General features: G+C 55.0%; 17 protein-coding genes. 16 read left to right on the forward strand and 1 reads right to left on the reverse strand.

What is annotated here, in order from left to right; translation table 11 throughout:
• The first annotated feature begins 62 nt into the window (after positions 1–62).
• The 9 genes from C7820_RS00155 to C7820_RS00195 all read left to right on the forward strand — a co-directional run bounded on the left by C7820_RS00155 (position 63) and on the right by C7820_RS00195 (position 11,668).
• The gene (locus tag C7820_RS00155) at positions 63–1,019 is read left to right on the forward strand and encodes a cation diffusion facilitator family transporter (RefSeq protein ID WP_116229353.1); all 957 of its coding nucleotides are present in this window, start codon (positions 63–65) and stop codon (positions 1,017–1,019) included.
• A 56-nt stretch (positions 1,020–1,075) separates the two neighbouring features.
• A complete protein-coding gene (gene recJ, locus C7820_RS00160) occupies positions 1,076–3,475 on the forward strand; it encodes a single-stranded-DNA-specific exonuclease RecJ (protein WP_116229354.1) in 2,400 nt (799 codons plus the stop codon).
• Positions 3,476–3,626: 151 nt separating this feature from the next.
• A complete protein-coding gene (locus C7820_RS00165; RefSeq protein ID WP_116231562.1) occupies positions 3,627–4,145 on the forward strand; it encodes an adenine phosphoribosyltransferase in 519 nt (172 codons plus the stop codon).
• Between the two features lie 430 nt (positions 4,146–4,575).
• The gene (locus C7820_RS00170; RefSeq protein ID WP_116229355.1) at positions 4,576–5,901 is read left to right on the forward strand and encodes an ABC transporter substrate-binding protein; all 1,326 of its coding nucleotides are present in this window, start codon (positions 4,576–4,578) and stop codon (positions 5,899–5,901) included.
• Between the two features lie 72 nt (positions 5,902–5,973).
• The gene (locus tag C7820_RS00175) at positions 5,974–6,855 is read left to right on the forward strand and encodes a carbohydrate ABC transporter permease (protein ID WP_116229356.1); all 882 of its coding nucleotides are present in this window, start codon (positions 5,974–5,976) and stop codon (positions 6,853–6,855) included.
• 86 nt (positions 6,856–6,941) lie between these two features.
• Positions 6,942–7,700 (forward strand): carbohydrate ABC transporter permease, encoded by a 759-nt coding sequence (locus tag C7820_RS00180; protein WP_397334146.1) that lies wholly within the window; start codon positions 6,942–6,944, stop codon positions 7,698–7,700.
• 39 nt (positions 7,701–7,739) lie between these two features.
• Positions 7,740–9,284 carry a DUF4127 family protein gene (locus C7820_RS00185; RefSeq protein ID WP_116229358.1) on the forward strand — a complete coding sequence of 515 codons (1,545 nt, stop codon included), beginning with the start codon at positions 7,740–7,742 and terminating at the stop codon, positions 9,282–9,284.
• A gap of 38 nt (positions 9,285–9,322) precedes the next feature.
• Entirely contained in the window at positions 9,323–10,030 is a 708-nt protein-coding gene (locus C7820_RS00190; protein ID WP_397334062.1) for an N-acetylmannosamine-6-phosphate 2-epimerase, read from the forward strand.
• Between the two features lie 57 nt (positions 10,031–10,087).
• Entirely contained in the window at positions 10,088–11,668 is a 1,581-nt protein-coding gene (locus C7820_RS00195; protein ID WP_258875086.1) for an FAD-dependent oxidoreductase, read from the forward strand.
• A gap of 182 nt (positions 11,669–11,850) precedes the next feature.
• Here the strand turns inward: C7820_RS00195 and uraA are convergent, their stop codons facing one another.
• On the reverse strand, positions 11,851–13,173 hold the full coding sequence (gene uraA / locus C7820_RS00200) for a uracil permease (RefSeq protein WP_116231564.1): 1,323 nt from the start codon (positions 13,171–13,173) through the stop codon (positions 11,851–11,853).
• A gap of 279 nt (positions 13,174–13,452) precedes the next feature.
• Between uraA and C7820_RS00205 the strand changes: the two genes are divergently transcribed.
• The 7 genes from C7820_RS00205 (at position 13,453) to aspS (ending at position 21,431) form a co-directional block, all read left to right on the forward strand.
• The gene (locus C7820_RS00205) at positions 13,453–15,630 is read left to right on the forward strand and encodes a RelA/SpoT family protein (RefSeq protein ID WP_116229360.1); all 2,178 of its coding nucleotides are present in this window, start codon (positions 13,453–13,455) and stop codon (positions 15,628–15,630) included.
• Between the two features lie 94 nt (positions 15,631–15,724).
• Positions 15,725–16,171, forward strand: coding sequence for a D-aminoacyl-tRNA deacylase (gene dtd / locus C7820_RS00210; protein ID WP_116229361.1), 447 nt, complete (start codon positions 15,725–15,727; stop codon positions 16,169–16,171).
• A 70-nt stretch (positions 16,172–16,241) separates the two neighbouring features.
• Positions 16,242–16,403, forward strand: a complete 162-nt coding sequence (locus tag C7820_RS33360) for a hypothetical protein (protein WP_163879807.1) — start codon at positions 16,242–16,244, stop codon at positions 16,401–16,403.
• A 289-nt stretch (positions 16,404–16,692) separates the two neighbouring features.
• Positions 16,693–17,199, forward strand: coding sequence for a type 1 glutamine amidotransferase domain-containing protein (locus tag C7820_RS00215; RefSeq protein ID WP_076176996.1), 507 nt, complete (start codon positions 16,693–16,695; stop codon positions 17,197–17,199).
• Between the two features lie 71 nt (positions 17,200–17,270).
• Positions 17,271–17,729 (forward strand): hypothetical protein, encoded by a 459-nt coding sequence (locus C7820_RS00220; RefSeq protein WP_116229362.1) that lies wholly within the window; start codon positions 17,271–17,273, stop codon positions 17,727–17,729.
• A 618-nt stretch (positions 17,730–18,347) separates the two neighbouring features.
• Positions 18,348–19,613, forward strand: a complete 1,266-nt coding sequence (hisS, locus tag C7820_RS00225; protein ID WP_116229363.1) for a histidine--tRNA ligase — start codon at positions 18,348–18,350, stop codon at positions 19,611–19,613.
• 30 nt (positions 19,614–19,643) lie between these two features.
• Entirely contained in the window at positions 19,644–21,431 is a 1,788-nt protein-coding gene (gene aspS, locus C7820_RS00230) for an aspartate--tRNA ligase (RefSeq protein ID WP_116229364.1), read from the forward strand.
• Positions 21,432–21,452 lie beyond the last annotated feature (21 nt).

Raw genomic sequence — 21,452 nt, forward strand, 5'->3', positions numbered from 1 at the left:
TGTCATATCTTTTTCAAATAACAGATCAGAATCGGTATTCAGATTGCCGGGGGGAGGCTTTCATGAGTATAGAGCGTTCAAATCCATCGGGTACCGTCGCCTGGACGGGAATTGCCGGTGAACTGTTACTTGCCTTGTTCAAAGGCGTGGTCGGATATTTTACAGGGAGCAAGGCACTGCTGGGAGATGCGCTGTATTCCGCATCGGACGCAGCCGGCGCACTGGCCCGGCGCATTCCATGGCGGACGTCGTCAAAGCTCCGGAGTGCGCAGCAGGCTGATCTGCGGGCCGGAAGAACAGAGCCGATTCTGGCGATTTTGTTTTCGGTTCTTGTGCTGATGGGCGGATTGCAAATTGCCGTAGCGGCGGTCCGCGATCTGGCTTCAGGCCGTGTGCAGACACCCGGGCAGTTTACGCTGATTGCGATTCTCGTCTCGCTTGCGGTCAAAGAAGCGCTCTTTCAGTTCCAGTACCGCCAATCCAAGAAGCAGGGTGACGGCATGCATACGATGTACGCCGACAACCACCGCTTCAGCTTGTATTCGTCCATCACGGTATTAATCGGCGTCATTCTGACGATGACCGGCAGCGCCTTTCATTGGTCCATGCTGCAGTATATGGATTCCATCTCGGCTCTGATCGTCGCGGCGCTGCTGCTGCGCAGAGGCTACCGGCTCATCGTCAGCTCCGTGTACGGACAGCTGGTGCAGGAGACCGAGCAGGAGGACGCGATTAATTTTATTGATACGGTGCAGCGGGTTCACGGCGTCATTACGGTGGATGACCTGAAAGCATCGGAGCAGGGACATTATATTACGATCGATTTGAAGATCAGCGTCAATCCGCGGATTACCGTCCAGGAAGGCGCCGAGATCGCCGACCGGGTCAAGAAGCTTCTGATGCACCGTTTTTTGCATGTCAGCATCGTAAATATCCAGGTCGTCCCTTATGATCCCGGTTATCCGTACAAGTCGAACCATCATCTGACGGATAATGAGCAGCCGACACTGCTCCAATAGCTTGCTCATGACGTATACGAACAGAAGACGGGACGGGGAAAGAAAGGTGAAGACGATTGTTTGATTCAAAATATGAATGGCGGACTTCCGAAACGGATCCGGAGAAGGCGGGACGGCTGGCACAGGAGCTGTCGGTCTCTCCTCTGGTAGGCTCGCTCCTGGCGGCCAGAGGAATTAACAGTGCAGAGGAAGCCGCCATGTTTTTAAACGGAGGCCTGGACGCATTGCATGATCCGTTCCTGCTGCTCGGCATGAAGGAGGCTGTTCCGCGGATTCAAAAAGCGGTCGAGACCGGCGAACATATATTAATCTACGGGGATTACGACGCTGACGGTGTGTCCAGTACTTCGCTCATGATTCATTTCATGCGCTATCTTGGAGCGTCCTACGACATCTATATTCCGCACCGCTCCAATGAGGGGTACGGACTGCACAACCATGCGCTGGATTGGGCACATCAGCAGGGAGTCAGCCTGATTATCACGGTTGATACCGGCATCAGCGCCGTCGAGCAGATCGCGTATGCCAACTCGCTCGGGATGGATGTGATCGTCACCGACCACCACGAGCCTCCGGAAGTGCTACCCGACGCCTATGCGCTGATCAATCCGAAGCAGCCAAACTGCCCGTACCCGTTTAAAGGTCTGGCCGGCGTCGGGGTGGCTTACAAGCTGACCCAGGCGATGCTCGGCCAGCCGCCGGTGGAATGGACGGAAATTGTGGCCATCGGTACCATTGCGGACTTAATGCCACTGAGCGGCGAGAACCGCATTCTGGTCAGCCGCGGCTTAGAGCAGATGCGCAACTCTGCGTTTCCGGGGATCCGTGCCCTTATGGAAGTTGGGGGCATTACGATGCGGAATGTTACATCGATCAATGTCGCCTTCGGCATGGCCCCGCGCATTAATGCCAGCGGGAGGCTGGATCATGCAGGATCGGCCGTAGCCTTGCTGACGACGGAAGACGAGGACGAGGCATTAAGATTGTCCCATGGACTGGATGAACTCAATAAGGAGCGGCAGCAGGTGGTCGACGATATCGTCCAGGAGGCGACCAGCCAGCTGCTGGCCAAGACCGATGGAAGTCGGGTGCCCGACGTGATCGTGCTGGCAGGAGAAGGCTGGAATGTGGGCGTCGTCGGCATTGTCGCTTCCAAAATTTTGGAACGGTATTACCGCCCGGTCATCATATTGGGAATAGATCCGGATACCGGCATGTGCAAAGGGTCAGCCCGCTCCATTCCGGGGCTCGACATCTATGAGGCGCTGACCTCCTGCAAATCGCTGATGGACCATTACGGCGGGCATCCGTCCGCTGCGGGTATGAGCCTGCACAGGGATCAGCTGGACGCCTTCGAGCAGGCACTGAACGAGTATGCCGCCGGGGTTCTGACCGAATCCGATTTTATTCCCGTCGCGGCATCAGACGGAGAGTGGCGGCTGTCGGACGTTCCCTTGTCGGTCATCGATGAGATGGAAATGCTGTCGCCCTTCGGTATGGCCAATCCTGTGCCCAAGTTTATTTTTCGAGGCTGCAGGCTGCTCGAGACCCGGAAGATGGGACGTGACAGCAAGCACCTCAAGCTGGTCGTTCAGCAGGAAGGCATCCGCCTTGAAGTGGTCGCATTCGGCAAAGGCGAGCTGGCTGAAGTGTTGACGGAAGGCGCGGAGCTCGATTTGCTCGGCGAAATGAGCGTCAATGAATGGAACGGTTCGCGCAGACCGCAGCTGATGCTGCAGGATCTGAAGCTTACGCAGCCGCAGGTGTTCGACCTGCGCGGATCCAAGGATCCTTGGCAGGAGATAGATCGGGTCAGCCAGCTGATCGGATCGCATTTCAGACTGGGGCCGACGCAGGTGGCGGCGGTGCTGGAACGGGAGATTCTGGATCCGGCAAAAATCCGTTTGAATGAATCCACCCTTTGGGTATATGATAAGAATGCTGGAATTTTGGCGTATCATCCGAACGAGGAGCGGTCCGGCCAGGACGACGTGACGACGCTGTTCATGCTGAACGCGCCGGAGACGCCGGAGCAGCTGGATGCAGTTCTGTTTTCTTTTCCGAAACTGTCCAACGTATTTCTGCTTCATCAGGTACATAAGAGAGAGAGACTCGCTGTGCCGGACAGGGATCAGTTCAAGAAGCTCTATATATTGTTGTCAAGAATCGCAGCCGAGCCCGTCCAAGAAGAAACCGCCTTATCGAGGCTCAGTCAGCAGGCATCGTGCAGCATCCGCATGGTGACGAAGATGATGGATGTGTTCGAGGAGCTTTCTTTCATAGACAGGCAGGAAGGCCTTATCCGTTTTATTCCTAAACCGCCCAAGCGTGATTTGGCTTCATCCCGCCATTTCCTTGCGCTAGGGAACTTGGCGGAAATGGAACAGCATCTGCTGTATGCCAGCACGCCGCAGGTCACGAGCTGGTTCATTTCCCGCATGCAGGGAGCTTCGTGACCGGGGACGATCGGTCGAAATGAATGCTTACGAGGGTCCGTATGATTTCGTGATCTCAAGCAACGCTTACGAAGTCAGTTTTACTTCGTAAAACCAAGTAACGCTTACGGAGTCCGTTTTACTTCGTAAAACTCTAGAAGGAGAGATTATGTTGAATTACAAAGATTATATCCGGGTGATTCCGGACTTCCCGATGGCTGGAATCAGTTTTAAAGATATTACGACCCTGCTTCAAAACGGGGAAGTGTACAAAAAGGCCATCGATGACATCAAGGCCATGGTGTCTCATTTGCAGATCGATGTCATTGCCGGTCCGGAAGCCCGGGGCTTCGTCGTCGGGGCGCCGCTTGCTTATGCGCTGGGCGTCGGATTCGCGCCGATCCGCAAGAGCGGCAAGCTGCCTTACGAAACGATTGAAGTTGGTTATGATCTCGAATATGGCAAGGATAAGCTGGCCATGCACACCGACGCGATCAAGAAAGGCCAAAACGTTCTGATCGCTGACGATTTGCTTGCCACGGGCGGAACCATTTCCACATCCGTAAATCTGGTTAACCAACTGGGCGGCAACGTGGTTGGGGCGGCGTTCATGATTGAGCTTGAAGCTTTGAAGGGACGCGACAAGCTGCCTGGCGTGGAAGTATTCTCCCTCATGTCCTACGAAGATTAAAAACCGGGAGTTCGTTTCCCGGGAAATAAACGAAGAGCTGTTTGAAGTCGAAATGACTTTCAGGCGGCTCTTTTTTTGTTATTGTGATTAGATTGCCGGCGCCAAGTGCACTCAGTATATAGTTGAGTCTACTTATAATACCGGAGGAATTACTCGCACATGAAGGAGCAACGTTGATTTCGTTTCATCAGGCTTGGCGCAGGATCGCTGTGGAGCGGCAGAGTTTGCCGCTGCAATATGTTGAGCTTTTGTTGAAAAGTGGCTGCATTAGGAACGGAGCTGGATTAATCTATTTGGGAAAATAACTCCACTTTTTTTAATAAATATGAAAAATATCTTTTTTATTTTTATGCGGTTTGCTATAATCTGCCTAAAGCAGGAAACACATGCTTGGAATCATCTTTTATGATCAAAGGGGAGGCCATTGCTAATGAGGAAACAGGGAAGAGGTAGAAGTAGAGGTTTTGTTCTGACTTTGCTGTCTGTCATGCTGTTGTCGGTCGTACTCAGCGCTTGTGGAGGAGGGAATAAGGCGGATGCTCCGCCATCGCAATCCTCCGAACCGCAGCCGTCCACCGAGACCAAGAGCAGTGATCCGGTCAAGCTGGAATTTTGGACCATCGCGCTGCAGCCTACATTCACGGACTACTTCAATAAGCTCATTGCCGATTACCAGGGCAGTCATCCGGGCGTCACGATCGATTGGAAAGACTATCCTTATGACGCGGTGACCAACAAGCTGCTGACCAGCATCGCCAGCGGCAACAGCCCGGACGTCGTGAACCTGAACACCGAATTTGCCAGCCAGATGGGCTCCAAAGGAGCCGTGCTCGATTTGAACGGGTTCCTGACGGATGAAGAGAAGGGAGCTTATTTCGACGGCATCTTCAACTCCACCGTTATCGACGGCAAGGCTTATGCCCTACCTTGGTATACAGGCACCGAGGTGCTTTTTATTAACACGAAAATCGTGAAGGAAGCCGGCCTGGATCCGGCGAATCCGCCGAAAACGATGGAGGAGCTGGCCGATTGGGCGCGCCAAGTGAAGGCGAAAACCGGTAAGCTCGGATATTCGCAGCAGTTCGCCTCGAAGCTGCTTCCGGTCAACGGCATTCCGATTCTGAATGATGACAAAACGGCCGCAGCCTTTAACACACCTGAGATGACCAGCATGATCGAAACGATTCAGAAAAATATCGCCGACGGCGTCATCATGAAAGAAGACGTTCCGTTCACGAAGCAGATCCAATATTACTCCGGGGAGCAGGTCGCCTTCGAATTGGCCGGTCCCACTTTTATCAACTTCCTGAAGACTTCGGCTCCGGACGTGTATAAGAACACGATTGCCGTACCGCTGCCGACCGGAAAAGCCGACGTCCGCTTGTCCAACTCCATGAACCTGGTCGTTCCGGCCAAGTCGAAGCATCAGAAGGAAGCGGTCAAGTTTGCGGTCTTCGTAACGAATGCCGAAAATCAGACGTCGTTCTCCAAAGCGGCCAACACGCTGCCGTCCACCAAGGAATCGATCAAGGATCCGTTCTTTACGGAAACCGACAAGTCGCTGGAGGCGGAAGCCAAGATCGCTTCGGCCAACAGCTTGGATAAGGCGGTCGACTACATGGTCGGCGTGCCGAACGCAGGGGATATCAACTCCGCCATCGCCCGCGGCCTGCAGAAAATTTTCCTGAACGGGGCTGATGTCAAAGCGACGGTGGATGCAATGGAACAGGAAGTCAACGGGGTGCTTAAGAAGTAAGGGACCCGTTGACGGAAGGCGTGCGGGGGGACTGGGTTCCCCCGTACATTCTAGTTAGGTGGTGATCACAGAGTGTACAAATGGATGCGGTCGGAGTCATTCACGGCATGGGCTTTTATGGCCCCGGGACTTCTGGTTGTCGCTGTATTCGTATTTTGGCCTATTATTTACGGTATCCCGCTGTCCTTCACGGACTACTCGGTTATTTCCGAAACGCATTACGTCGGTGTCGATAACTTTGTGAACGCGTTTAAAGACCACAATTTCATCATTTCGCTGTGGAATTCACTGCTTTATGTGATCGTCGTGCCGATCATCCAGATTTTGTCCATCCTGATGGCAATTCTGGTCAACGGGAAAATTCCGGGCGTGAAGTTCTTCCGAACCGCTTATTATATTCCGGTCGTGACCTCCATGGTCGCCGTGGCGCTGATCTGGAGCTGGCTCCTGAGCAACAACGGGGTCGTCAATTTTCTTTTGATTAAAATAGGAATCATCAGCGACCAGGTATCCTGGCTCGCCACCAGCAATACAGCACTGTTCGTGCTTATGTTCATTACGATGTGGAAGGGCCTGGGCTATTACATGATGCTGTACCTGGCCGGACTCCAGGGCATTCCTTCGGATCTGTACGAGGCGGCGCGGGTGGATGGAGCAAGCAGGCTGCGCCTGATCCTGAACATCACGATTCCGCTGCTGAGACCCCACATTTTATTCTGTACCCTGATCTCTTTGATGGGGGCGATCCGCGTCTTTGACGAGGTCTATATTTTGACCAAAGGCGGACCGGGTACATCAACGCTGACATCGAGCGTCTATATTTTCCAAAAAGGTCTGGAACAGTTCAACTTCGGGTACGCCTCGGCGCTGGGGCTCATCGTCAGCGTCATTATCGCCATATTCAGCGTGCTCGTGTTCCGATTTAACCGGAAAGGCGGTGTCAATCCATACTGATGATAGCGAATCGTGGGATGAAGCAAGTGAAGACAGGGGTTCGGCTGACGATCGTCTATATTTTGCTGGTCGCGCTGGCTCTGTTTATGATGGGACCGTTTCTCTGGCTGCTCAGCGTGTCTTTGATGCCGGGGAAAAACGTGTTCGCCAACCCGCCGGCCATCCTGCCGACGTTCATTGACTTCGATAATTACGTGAAGGTTTGGCAGTTCATGAACTTTCCGAAGTATATCTATAATACGGTCGTGATTACGGTGCTCGGGGTTGTGACGAACGTCGTTCTCTCCAGCCTGACCGCGTATCCGCTGGCGACCTTTCGCTTCAAAGGAAGGGATCTCGTGTTTACCTTACTGGTGGCCACGATGATTATCCCGTCTTCGACAGCGATGATCGTGCATTATCTGACGATTCAGTCTCTGCATTTAACCGGGTCCTTTCTGGGGGTCGTACTGCCTTCGGCCGTGTCGGTGTTCAACATCTTTTTGATGCGCCAGACGTTTCTCGGGATTCCTTCGGACGTGCGGGATTCGGGAAAAATGGACGGTGCCTCCGAGTTCCGGATTTGGCTGCAGCTGATCCTGCCCTTGGTGAAACCGGCGATTGCGGTCATTTCGCTGCTGGAAATGATGGCGTTCTGGAACAACTTCCTGTGGCCGATCGTCGTGCTGGACGATCCGCAGAAGTATCCGCTCGCCGCGGCGCTGACCTACCTAAACGGCCAGTTTTCCTACAATTTCGGATGGATCGCAGCGGGAACGATGATCTCGGTGCTGCCGATTATTATCGTGTTCCTGTTTACCCAGCGTTACTACATGGAAGGCATGGCAGGCGCGATCAAAGGGTAAGAGGAGGCTAATTTACGCTAGGAAAGGAAGCTTGCAGACATGGAGAAGAGTCACAAACTGGTGTTCGTCCCTCTAGACGAACGTCCCTGCAACTATGAATTCCCGTATATGCTGGCGCAGGGAACCGAGTTTGAGATGGTCCGGCCGCCGATGGGCATGATGGGTCTCAAAAAGCGCCCGGGCGATACCGAAAGGTTGTGGGCCTGGCTGGAGAAAGAGGCCGCTGACGCCGACGGGGCCATCATCGCCATAGACACGCTGCTGTATGGAGGCATCATCCCGTCGCGCCTGCATTACCTGAAGCCGATGGAGCTTGCGAACCGGGTGGACCGGCTGCGTCGGCTGAAGGCACGGAATCCGAACTTGAGGCTCTTTGCCTTTCAGCTGATCATGCGCTGTCCGCAGTATTCGATCGCCGACGAGGAGCCGGATTACTACGGCGACTGGGGCCGGGAAATCTTCCGCAAAGGCTTTATCAGCCACCGGCAGGAGCTGGGGCTGGCCACGGTGGAAGAAAGCATGGAACTGGCCGAGATCGATACCCGGCTGCCCGCTGACGTGCTGCAGGATTACCTGGACCGCAGGGCGGTGAACATCGAGGCGATCGGCCGCGTTCTGGATGTGATTGCAGACGGCGGCATTGATTTTATGATTTTCCCTCAAGACGATTCGGCGCCATACGGTTATACGGCCAAGGATCAGCAGAAGGTCAGAGCACAAATCTCTGAGCTCGATGTGGAGTTGCGGGCATACATGTATCCCGGCGCCGATGAGGTCGGATGCACCCTGCTGGCTCGCATGGTCAACGAAATCAAGGGAAGCACGCCGCTCATTTATCCGCGCCTAGCGGCGATTCAGGGCAGCTTCGTCACACCGCTGTACGAGGACCGGTACTTCTATGAGACGCTGAAGTATCAAATTATGGCGGCGGGCGGCTTAATCGGATCCGGCTGCAGCGACTCGGATTTGGTGCTGCTCGTGAATACGCCGGGTGAAACGATGGTCGAAGCCGTATCCCAGGCGCACCCGTTCTTCGGTTACGACATCAACCGGAACATTATCGAGCTGGTGGAGTACGGGGATTACGTGATGCGGGTCCAGAGCAAGCCGGCGGCTGTCGCGGACGTCGGCTATGCGAACGGCGGCGATTTGAAGCTAGTGAAGCTGCTGCGGCAAAAAGGGATGCTGTTTAATCTGGCGGGTTATGCCGGATGGAATACGAGCTCCAATTCGCTGGGAACGGTCATTTCACAATCCATGCTGTACCTGCATTATGGCAGAACGCAGGAGCATCTTGACTTTCTGGCGCTGCGGTATGCCGAGGATGTCTGCTATTGCGCAGGTGTCCGGATGGATCTGAACGCCGGTCTGGTTGAACAGCTGGGGCTCAGCGTGTTCGAACTGGACGGCCAGCGAGGTGAAGTGTCCAGGCTGGTCAAGGAACGCCTTGGAGAAATGCTGGATAAGCGCATTAACAGCGATCAAGGGGTGGTGGAGATCACGGATTGCTTCATGCCCTGGAACCGTACCTTCGAAGTGGGACTACAAGCGCGCTTTCATGTGAAACCGCCGATATATAGATAATAGTGGCTTTGATAAGTCACATAAAAAGATGAGAGAGGGTGGACATACTGGAGCCAATACTGCAATCTCTGCGATACTGCCTGATCGCATCCTGCCAGGCGCTGCCGGATGAGCCGCTGCACGGTGCGCACATTATGGCCCGCATGGCCAAGGCCGCCGAAGAAGGCGGAGCGTCGGCGATCCGGGCCAACGGGGCGGACGACGTCCGGGCGATCAAGGCCGCGGTTTCGATCCCGGTCATCGGGATCATCAAGCGGGAGTATACGGGATCGGACGTTTATATTACGCCTACGCTCAAGGAGGTGGAGGAGCTACTTGAGGCTGGTGCGGACATGATCGCTTTTGACGCGACGGGACGTAGTCGGCCCGGCGGAGCCCGGCTGGAGGATCTGATCCAGCGGATGAAGCAGGCGGGCGTTGCCAGCATGGCGGATGTTTCGACGCTGGATGAAGCCGTTCATGCCGCCTCCCTCGGCGTCAGCTGCGTATCGACGACGCTGTCGGGATATACGGATTATTCGCCGCAGCTCGAAGGTCCCGACCTGAAGCTGATCGAAGAAGCGGCGGCCCGGCTGAGCATTCCGCTCATTGCCGAAGGCCGGATTCACGAGCCTTACCAGGTCGAAGAAGCACTCAAGCTCGGCGCGCACGCCGTCGTGGTGGGCGGGGCCATTTCCAGACCGCAGCAGATCACGCGGCGCTTCTCGAACGCGGCCCGGAAGGCAGCCCAGTCGCTGAGAGCATGAGAAGGACGGGCGTCCACTGAATATGACTGGTTAATAAGGAAAGGAGCGTGGATAACGTTGATTCAAGAGCTGGTGGCTGATGTCATTATCATCGGCGGAGGACTCGGCGGAACGTCAGCCGCCCTGGCGGCGGCCAAAGCCGGGATGAAGGTGGTTGTGACCGAGGAGACCGATTGGCTCGGAGGGCAGCTGACCTCGCAGGCGGTTCCTCCCGATGAGCACCGCTGGATCGAAAGCTTCGGCTGCACGGCATCCTACCGGGAGTTCAGAAACCGGGTCAGGGATTATTACAAACGCAACTACCCGCTCAACGAGCAGGCATTAAACGACCCGGAGCTCAATCCGGGGAACGCCTGGGTCAGCAGGGTGGCGCATGAGCCGAAGGTTGCCCTGCAGGTGCTGGAGGATATGCTGGCCCCATACGTGAACACCCGCCGGATCCAGGTGCTGCTTAACACGCGCCCTGTTCACTGCGAGACGACAGGTGATCAGGTGGCGTCGGTAACGGTTGAGAAGATGGATGGGCAGACCAGGTATAAGCTGAGAGGCGCGTATTTTCTGGACGCTACCGAAACCGGAGAGCTTCTTCCCCTGGCTGGTGCGGAATATGTGAGCGGAGCTGAGGCGCGCAGCGAAACGAACGAGCCGCACGCGCTGGAGGTAGCCGATCCGCTCGATATGCAGTCCATCACCCATGTGGCGGCTGTGGAATACATCCCAGACGGAAACTTTACGATCCCAAAGCCGGACAGCTATGACTTTTGGCATGAATACAAGCCCTCATTTTCTACTTATCCGATCTTAAGCTGGTATGCGAACGAAGCCGAGGATACGTCCAAATTGCGGCGGTTTACGATGTTTCCGAACGATCAGGGGATTATGTCGCTGTGGGATTACCGGCGGATCGTGGACCCCTCCCTATGGCGCGTACCGCTGAGCGACGGCGAGGTGACGCTGCTTAACTGGCCGATGAACGATTATTATCTGGGGCCTGTGATCGGCGTTTCGGAGCAGGAGCGCAAGCGTCATCTGGAGGCGGCCCGCGGGCTTACGCTGTCGCTTGTGTACTGGCTGCAGACCGAAGCTCCCCGGCTTGACGGGGGATACGGGTATTCAGGCATCCGGCTGCGCGGCGATGTACTCGGCACGGAAGACGGATTGGCGAAGTCCCCTTATATCCGGGAGTCGAGGCGGATCCGCGCGCAGTACACGATCACCGAGCATGATGTCAGCCAGGAGCTTCGCGGCGCGAAGGGAATCAAGCGGTATGAGGACAGCGTCGGCGTCGGAAGCTATTATTTGGACCTGCATCCGACGACGGTGAACCAGCGGGCTTTCTTTATTCCGAACTATCCTTATGAAATTCCGCTCGGATCGCTGATTCCGGTGCGGATGACCAACCTGCTTCCGGCATGCAAAAATATCGGCATGACGCAGATCGCCAATGGCTGCTACCGGCTGCATCCGACGGAATGGAACATCGGCGAATCCGCCGGACTATTAGCCGCTTACTCGGTGATACACGGCATTCCTCCGCGTGAAGTAAGGGCCTCGGCTGCGCATTTATGCGATTACCAGGCGATGCTGGAGCGATATGGGGTTCAGCTTCACTGGCCGGAAGGGACATTGGAAATGTAGATGCCCTGTTTGAGGCCCTAAATATACGAAAAAGCCGGACGGCATCTTTCGGGTGCTTGTCCGGCTTTCTTGCATATGCTTTTCATATTAGAGTTGGCGGTTATACGGTTGTTCCGATTCACTGAGAGACAGCCGATTCAATGTGACACCATCCGATTTACTGTCTTCCGATTCGTTGTCACTCAATCCGGAATTTTTTCTACCAGTTCCTGCTCCTTGCCGCCCGGTTCATTGGACAACCCGGTGACCTCAATCAGCTTGAAGAACAGGCTGAGCACGATGCCCACGATCGTGGCGAGCGCCATGCCTTTCAATTGAACATGCCAAATGTTGAGCTGCACGCCGCTGATGCCGACGACCAGAACCAGTGTCGCCAGGATCATGTTGGTCGGCTTGGAGAAGTCAACCTTCTGCTCGACGAAGATCCGGAGACCGGAAGCGGCGATGACTCCGAACAGCAGCAGGGATACGCCGCCCATAACCGGCGTCGGAATGTTCGAGATGACCGAGGAGACCGTTCCCGAGAAGGACAGCAGGATCGCGATGACGGCCGCGCCGCCGATGACAAAGACCGAATATACCTTGGTCAGCGCCATGACGCCGATATTTTCCCCGTACGTCGTGTTCGGCGTGGAGCCGACAAAGCCCGAGAGGATGGTCGAAATGCCGTTGCCCAGCAGCGAGCGGTTCAGTCCCGGGTCCTTCGACAAGTCTTTGCCCACGATGTTGCTCGTTACTAGAAGGTGGCCGATGTGCTCGACGATGACGACCAGGGATACCGGGATGATGGTCGCGATGGCGGCCCAATTCCAGCTTGGTGTGGTGACCGTCGGCATCGTAAAGAAGTGGGCGCTGGCGATCGCGTCCTTATTAACCATGCCTGGCATAAAGAAGGACAGGACGTATCCGACGACGATACCGATCAGAATGTGGATGATCTTCGGAAATCCGCGGAACAGGACCGCACCGATGACGGTTACGCCAAGCGTCGTCATGGATAAAATAATGCTGTTCATGTCATAGGTCATCGCGCCGGAAGCCGCGTCTGCCTTCGGAAGCAGTCCGGCCATGCCAGCTGCGGTCGGCACCAGCTCCAGTCCGATCGTGGCGACGATTGCGCCCATGGCGGCCGGCGGGAACACGACGTCGATCCAGCTCGTACCCGCGAACTGGACGATCAGGCCCACGATGACGAAGATGATGCCCGTAATGATGAAGGCCCCCAAGGCCAGCGGGTAATTTTCCTTCGGATTGTTGCCGAGCACGGCCAGCACCGGAGAAATGAAAGCAAAGCTGGAGCCCAGATACGCCGGAATCTTGGCCCGGCAGATCAGGATGTACAGCAGGGTGCCGATCCCGTTCATCAGCAGGATCATGCCCGGATCGACGCCGAACAGGTTCGGCACGAGCACCGTGCTTCCGAACATGGCGAAGAGGTGCTGCAGGCTGAGCAGCAACCCCGGTCCAAACGGAAGCTTCTCATTCACTTGAATTTCGCGTTGCAATTCGTTCACTCCCATACGTGATTTCGTCCATATCAATAAATTCATTCAATCTAATTTATCTGGAATTATGACATTTTTCAATCTTTTTTTTCACTCCCGGAGCGTAATTTGGCCAAAAAACTTGTTTGTTGTTCCCAGGCTTCCTGTTCCTGGCAGGAAATGTTGACGTAACGCCGTTCAAGCGTCATAATTATATAAAATCATTACATGACAGAACCTGCAAAGATGGAATATGACGCGGGTTCTATTTTATATAGAAGGGAAACGGAAACGACTAGAATGGGCATAGAGCGATTACTTGAAAAGGCTGGAGCCTATATAAAAGAGCCGGATTTGGACCGCATCAGGGAAGCCTATGAATTTGCGGAACAGGCCCATCACGGTCAGGTGCGCAAATCAGGCGAGCCTTATATCCTGCATCCGCTTGCGGTTGCAGATATTGTCGTGAACTTGATGATGGATACGACCTCCATCGTCGCCGCGCTTCTTCATGACGTGGTCGAGGACACGACCGTATCGCTCGAGGATATCCGTACCCGATTTGGCGCTACCTGTGCCATGCTTGTCGATGGACTGACCAAGCTGGAGCGAATCCAGTTCCGTTCCAAGGAAGAACAGCAGAACGAGAATTACCGTAAAATGTTTATCGCCATGGCGCAGGATATTCGTGTCATCGTCATCAAGCTGGCTGACCGCCTGCACAACATGCGTACATTGAAATACCAGTCCGAGGAGAGTCAGCGGCGGATCGCTTATGAGACGCTCGAAATCTTTTGTCCGATTGCCGACCGTCTCGGTATTTCAGCGATCAAGAGCGAAATGGAGGATTTGTCGCTCCGTTACCTCAATCCGCAGCAGTATTACCGCATCGCCAACCTGATCCACAAGAAGAAGGCTGAGCGTGAGCAGTTCGTCGAAAACGTCATCGTCCGGATCCGCGAAAAGCTGGAGGAGATGGGCATTGAGGGCGATTTGTCGGGACGGCCGAAGCATATCTACAGCGTCTTTAATAAAATGACGACCAAAAACAAGCAGTTCAACGAAATCTACGATTTGCTCGCGATCCGTATTATTGTGGATAACATTAAAGATTGTTATGCCACCCTGGGAATTATCCATACGCTGTGGAAGCCGATGCCGGGCCGGTTCAAGGACTATATCGCGATGCCGAAGGCCAACATGTACCAGTCGCTGCATACGACCGTAGTCGGGCCTAACGGCGAGCCGACCGAGGTTCAGATCCGGACCTGGGAAATGCACCGGACCGCCGAGTACGGAATCGCGGCACACTGGGCATATAAAGAAGGTACAACGGCCGTCGGCGGCAACTTTGAGAATAAAATGACCTTTTTCCGCGAGATTCTGGAGCTGCAGCATGAAGCCAAGGACGCTTCGGAATTTGTGGAATCGCTCAAAATGGACTTTTTCTCGGATCTTGTTTTTGTGTTTACGCCAAAAGGCGAGGTCATTGAACTGCCTTCCGGCTCGGTGCCGCTGGATTTTGCTTACCGGATTCATACGGAGGTCGGAAACCGGACCATCGGGGCCAAGGTGAACGGGCGGATCGTACCGCTGGATCACCGTCTCAAAACCGGGGATATCGTCGAGATTTTGACGTCCAAGCATTCTTACGGACCGAGCGGCGACTGGCTGAAGATCGCCCAATCCTCGCATGCGCGAAGCAAGATCAAGCAGTGGTTCAAGAAGGAAAAACGGGAAGAGAACGTGGAGAAGGGCCGCGAAATGGTCGAGCGCGAGCTGAAAGGCCGCGGCCTGGACATCTCTGAATGGATGACCGACGAGAAGCTGCTGGAAGTGGCGAAGAAGTTTTCGTTCAACGATATCGAAGACATGCTGTCGGGCGTCGGCTTTGGCGGCATCACCGCAGCACAGATTTGTACCCGCCTGACGGAGCGGCTCCGCAAGGAGCAGGAGGAAGCCAGCCTGCTGGAGCTCACGACCGAGAAGAAGGAAATCAAGCCGGCCGAGAAGAGATCGCGCCCGACCAACGGCGTTCGGGTCAAAGGAATCGACAACCTGCTCGTGCGGTTCGCCCGCTGCTGCAATCCGGTGCCCGGCGACGATATCGTCGGTTACGTCACCCGCGGCCGCGGCGTATCGGTGCACCGCGCGGACTGTCCGAACATTCCGGCGTCGGGCGACGGTGAAGAAGCCGCACGCGTGATCGAAGTCGAGTGGGAAACCGAGATCGAGGCGAATTACAGCGTCGATATCGAAATTACGGGACATGACCGGAATGGACTCCTGAACGAGGTGCTTCAGGCGGTATCGGAGAGCAAAACGAACATTTCAGCGGTGACCGGGCGCTCGGACAAAAACAAAATGGCGCTCATTCACATGACGATTCTGATCCGCAACACCGATCATTTGCAGTCGGTTGTGGAACGGATCAAGCGTGTGAAGGATGTGTACACCGTGCACCGGATCATTCAGTAAGAAGCCTGGGGATGCACGTCGCACACCTGAGTATTCATTGATAGCTCAAGGTAACCGGGGGAGCGGAACAAGCGAAGGAGCGTAGAGAGACAGCATGAAAGTGGTTGTACAGCGCTGTAAGGAAGCGCAGGTTATGGTAGACGGAGAAGTCACGGGGGCGATCAGCCAGGGGCTGATGGTGCTCGTCGGCGTGACCCATGAGGACACGGAGAAAGACGCGAAATATTTGGCTGATAAGGTTGCCGGACTGCGCATTTTTGAAGATGATGAGGGGAAAATGAACTACAGCGTCATGGAAGTTGGCGGGGGCATACTGTCCGTGTCGCAGTTCACCCTGTACGGCGACTGCCGCAAAGGCAAACGCCCGAACTTCATGGCCGCGGCCAAGCCGGATATCGCGGAAGGTTTGTACGAACAATTCAACCGCGAGCTCAGAGACAAAGGGCTTGAGGTCGCCACCGGCCGGTTCGGGGCGATGATGGACGTCACCTTTACCAATTGGGGACCGGTCACGCTGATTATCGACAGCAAAGGGGCATAGAAACGGTAAATATCGGGCAAAATAGGGATGAGCATCCGCCATTTATATACACATAAGGAGTTCATCCAATATGCGCCAATCCGTTCAGACCCAAACGCTGCAGTCGCTGCCGCTTGCGCCAGTCGCCTCGCTGCACGAGGCCGCCAAGACGATGCAGGCCGTGCGGGAAATCCCTTTTCCCTTATGGACCTTGTACACGAAGGGTATCGGCCGGCAGCAGACCATCCGGTAGTCGGCCCATGATTGTTTCAAGTAAATAGAACCGAGCAGAACCCTCTTTTGTTGCGAAAGAGGGTTCTTTTCTGTAGAAAAGAGCCCTTTTTCAGTTATTTGAGATGATCCACCCAAAGTTTATTACGAAAATCATCCCCCCATTTTGACTTGCCCAGCTTGCAATCCGAAAATTCCGCCTCTTCTCCTTTCTTTCCTCGCGAATGAATCCGCGAGCATGTTATAAACGTGCGCGTTTCGGGTAATAACAAGGCGTGGACCACTTATCCATGAAAGGAGAACGATATTCCATGAGTAAGGTTGCATTTTTGCTAGCGAACGCATTTGAAGATTCGGAAATGAAAGTCCCATATGATGAAGTCAACAAAGCGGGCCATGACACGGATATTATCGGCCTCCAGCAGGGTGAGAAGCTGACCGGCAAAAACGGCGAAGCCTCGTATACGGCGGACAAAGCTATCGCGGACGCGAAGGCGGCCGATTATGACGCCGTCGTCATTCCCGGAGGTTCTTCTCCGGAGAACCTGCGGCTGAACAAAGATGTGCTGAACTTCGTGAAGGAGATCAACAGCGCCGGCAAGCCGATCGCCGCGATTTGCCACGGCCCGCAAATTTTAATCAGCGCCGGTCTGCTGAAAGGCAGAACGATCACCTCGTACCCTCCGCTGCAGGATGACATGGTGAACGCCGGCGCGGAATTCAAGGATGAGGAGGTCGTCCTGGACGGCAACTTCATCACTTCACGGACTCCCAAAGACGAACCGGCCTTTGTCCGGGAACTGCTGAACGTGCTGTAAGGCTCCGGGAGTGCCTTGGAAGCTTTCGTTTTGTGATTCATGATTTTAAATAGAGATGGAGGTAATGTATCATGACGAAGCAAATTCAAGCGTACTTCAAAACCGAGGATGACGCGGAAAGCGCAAAAACGAAGCTGATTGGCTTCCAAACGGAGCACCTGGAGGTAAGCCGGCTTGGAGAGGGCATCGGCAGTGACCGCCGCATCCTGCTTCCCATCGCCCCCGTCAATTTTAGCGGCAGCTCCAATGCTGCAGGAACGTCAGGTGCGGTAGGTGTGCCTACCGCTTACCCGGCCGCAGGCATCCCCGTGGTGGACGACCGGGATCCGGACGAGCTGTCCGAGGAGGACCGCGAACGCCGTGCGGACGAGGGAGGCGACCTGCTATCGGGAGCGGTGGACGTGTCCCCGGACGATGAGGACTACCGGGACCTGGAATACGTCCTTGCTGCCAAAGTGCCTGACGATTCTTATCAGGAAGTTGTCAATAAACTGCGGGCAAGCGGCGGTTATGTGGAAATTTTCGACTGATTTCTTCAGAAACCGATGCAAAGAAAGCGCTGGGTAAAGCGCTTTCTTTTATGTAATATAACTGTAATATTAGTTTCATATTTCCTTAATATTGGCTGTCTATAATAACAGCATGACCCCCTTTTTTAATATATTACCTTATTGAACCTACAATATGGATTGTAGGTTTTTTCTTTGCAGAAATGTCTGTAAATTGACAGCTGCATCCAATTTGTGACAGAGGCTCTTGACTTTAGTGCAGCGGTTCATTACAATCTAAAAATAATCTAAAATCGATTTGATGACGGGACCAAGTAGTCCGTGCCCCACCATGCAGAGAGGAATCCCTTAGGCTGAGAGGATTCTATGGATGACCGGATGAATGACTTCCCCGAGAACAGACGGCGAAAGTGGCTTGCAGCGCAGGATGTGCGCTGTTCCAGATCATGAGTAGCCGTGCTGCGCTGAACGGGCGTTAATCGTTTGGAGCGGATACATAAGGAATAAGGAGTATCCGGAATGTGGGTGGTACCACGGGAATCAATGAATAACGATCTCTCGTCCCTGTTGGCTTGTTCAAGCGCAGGGGTGAGGGATTTTTTTGTTAGCCACAAATGATCTATGAAAAGAGGGGTTGCTATGGCTTACCAAAAACCGACGGGCACGCAGGATTTGCTGCCGGGCACGGTGGAGAAATGGCAGTTTGTCGAAGAAAAAGCCAGAGATTTGTGCCGGCGGTTCAATTACCGCGAAATCCGCACGCCGATGTTCGAGCAGACCGAACTGTTTGAGCGCGGTGTTGGCGAAACGACGGATATCGTCGAAAAAGAGATGTACACGTTCAAGGACAAGGGCGACCGCAGCATGACGCTGCGCCCGGAAGGCACGGCCGGCGTGGTCCGCTCCTACGTCGAAAACAAACTGTACGGAGAACCCGATGTTACCAAGCTTTACTACATCGGCCCTATGTTCCGCTACGAGCGTCCTCAGGCGGGACGTTACCGCCAGTTCCATCAGTTTGGGATCGAGGCGTTTGGTGCCCTGGATCCGGCCATCGATGCGGAAGTCGTCTCGCTCGGATACCAGTTCTGCAAAGACCTCGGCCTGCAGGGCGTGACCGTGGAGATCAACTCCGTGGGCAATCCCGCCAGCCGGGCGGCGTACCGCGAGAAGCTGCTCGCGTTTCTGACGCCGATGAAAGACACGCTGTGCAAGGACTGCCAGTCGCGGATGGAGCGTAATCCGATGCGGGTGCTGGACTGCAAGATCGACCAGGACAAATTCATCGATGCGCCATCGATTCTGGACAGCCTGGACGAGGAGTGCACCACGCACTTCGAGCAGGTGAAGGCATACCTCACAGCGATGGAGGTCGACTTCAAGGTCAACCACCGGCTGGTGCGCGGCCTGGACTATTACACCCACACCGCCTTCGAATACAAGGCGCAGGGCATCGGCGCGATCGATACGATCGGCGGCGGCGGGCGCTATAACGGCCTCGTCGGCGAAATCGGCGGTCCGGACCAGCCGGGCATCGGCTTCGGTATCGGCTTGGAGCGGATCCTGCTGATCCTCGACAAGCAGGAGATCGACCTTCAAGCGGTGAAGCCGCTGGACGTGTACCTGGTGGCCCTCGGCGAAGCGGCCGACCGCGAGATCACCAAGCAGCTGTACCTGCTGCGCAAGGAAGGCTTTGCCGCAGAGCGTGACTACCTAGGCCGTAAGATGAAAGCGCAGATGAAGTCCGCTGACCGCCTGAAGGCGCGTTATACCGCGATTCTTGGGGATGACGAGCTGTCGCGCGGGGAAATCGCCCTGAAGTCGATGGAAACCGGTGAGCAGCAGACGGTGAAGCTCAGCGAACTGCATTTGGCATTACGTAAATCCGCCGATAAGGCTGAATAAATATACCAATTCAAAGGGGAATGACAAAACATGCATAGGACCCATCAATGCGGTAGCCTGACCACCGCGAACATTGGAGAAACGGTAACATTAAACGGCTGGGTGCAAACCCGCCGTGACCTCGGGGGCGTCTTGTTTATCGACCTGCGCGACCGCAGCGGCATCGTGCAGATCGTATTCAATCCGGCATACTCCGGCGAGGCCCTGGCTATCGCCGACCGAGTGCGCAGCGAATACGTGCTGTCCGTCACAGGTAAAGTTGTGCAGCGCGACGCAGAAACGGTCAACCCGAACCTGCCGACCGGCCAAATCGAAGTGCAGATTACCGAGATCGAAGTGCTGAACGGCGCCAAAACGCCTCCGTTCTTCATCGAAGACGGCGTGGAAGTCGACGAGTCGCTTCGCCTCAAATACCGTTACCTGGACCTTCGCCGTCCGGAAATGCAAAAAACGCTGCTGCTCCGCTCCAAAGCATCGAAGATCTTCCGTGACTTCCTGGACGGAGAAGGCTTCATTGAAGTCGAAACGCCGATCCTGACAAAAAGCTCCCCGGAAGGCGCACGCGACTATCTCGTACCGAGCCGGGTGCACGAAGGCGAGTTCTTCGCTTTGCCGCAGTCCCCTCAGCAATATAAGCAGCTTCTGATGGTAGGCGGCATCGAGCGTTATTTCCAAATCGCCCGCTGCTTCCGGGACGAAGACTTGCGCGCCGACCGGCAGCCGGAGTTCACGCAGGTGGACATCGAAACGTCCTTTATGAACCAGGACGAGCTTCTGGGCATGATGGAGCAGCTGATGGCCCGCCTGTTCAAAGAAACGATTAACGTAGACATTCCTTTGCCTTTCCAGCGCCTGACTTATGCCGAAGCGATGGACAAATACGGCTCTGACAAACCGGACCTCCGGTTTGGGCTGGAATTGATCCAAGTCAGCGACCTGGTAGCTTCCAGCGGCGTCAAGGTGTTTGCTTCCGTCGTCGAAAAAGGCGGAGAGGTCAAAGTGCTGAACGCCAAAGGCTGCGGCACCTGGAGCCGTAAGGAAATCGACGATCTGGGTCCGTTTGCGGCCCGTTACGGGGCCAAAGGCTTGGCCTGGATTCAAGTCAAGGAAGGCGAATTCAAAGGGCCGATCGTGAAGTTCTTTACGCCTGAAGAGATCGAAGCGCTGAAAGAGCGCACCGGAGCCGAAGAAGGCGACCTGCTGCTCTTCTCCGCTGACAATAAAAAAGTCGTAGCTGACGTGCTTGGCGCGCTTCGCCTGAAAATCGGCAAACAGCTCGGCCTGATCAACGAAAATGAGTTCAAATTTGCCTGGGTGGTCGACTTCCCGCTGCTCGAGTGGGATGAGGAAGAGAAACGTTACGTTGCTCTGCACCATCCGTTCACCCGTCCGCGCGACGAAGACCAGCATCTGTTTGAAACCGATCCGGGCAGCATTCTGGCCCAGGCTTACGACATCGTGCTGAACGGTTACGAAGTTGGCGGCGGTTCCATGCGGATTTACAAGCGCGACATGCAGGAGAAAATGTTCGCGGCCCTCGGCTTGTCGCCTGAGGATGCCAAAGACAAATTCGGCCACCTGCTGGATGCCTTTGAATACGGCACGCCACCTCACGGCGGCATCGCATTTGGCCTGGACCGGCTCGTGATGCTGCTCTCCGGACGCAGCAACCTTCGCGAAACGATCGCCTTCCCGAAAACGGCCAGCGCGACCGATCTGCTCATGGATGCACCGTCGCCGGTCGACCAAGGGCAGCTTGAACAGCTTCACATCAAGGTCGTGAAAAAGCCGGGAGAAGAAAAGAAAGTTCATTCTTAAGTTAAGGGAGGCCACCTGACG

Source organism: Paenibacillus sp. VMFN-D1 (assembly GCF_003386155.1).
Classification (GTDB): domain Bacteria; phylum Bacillota; class Bacilli; order Paenibacillales; family Paenibacillaceae; genus Paenibacillus_AQ; species Paenibacillus_AQ favisporus.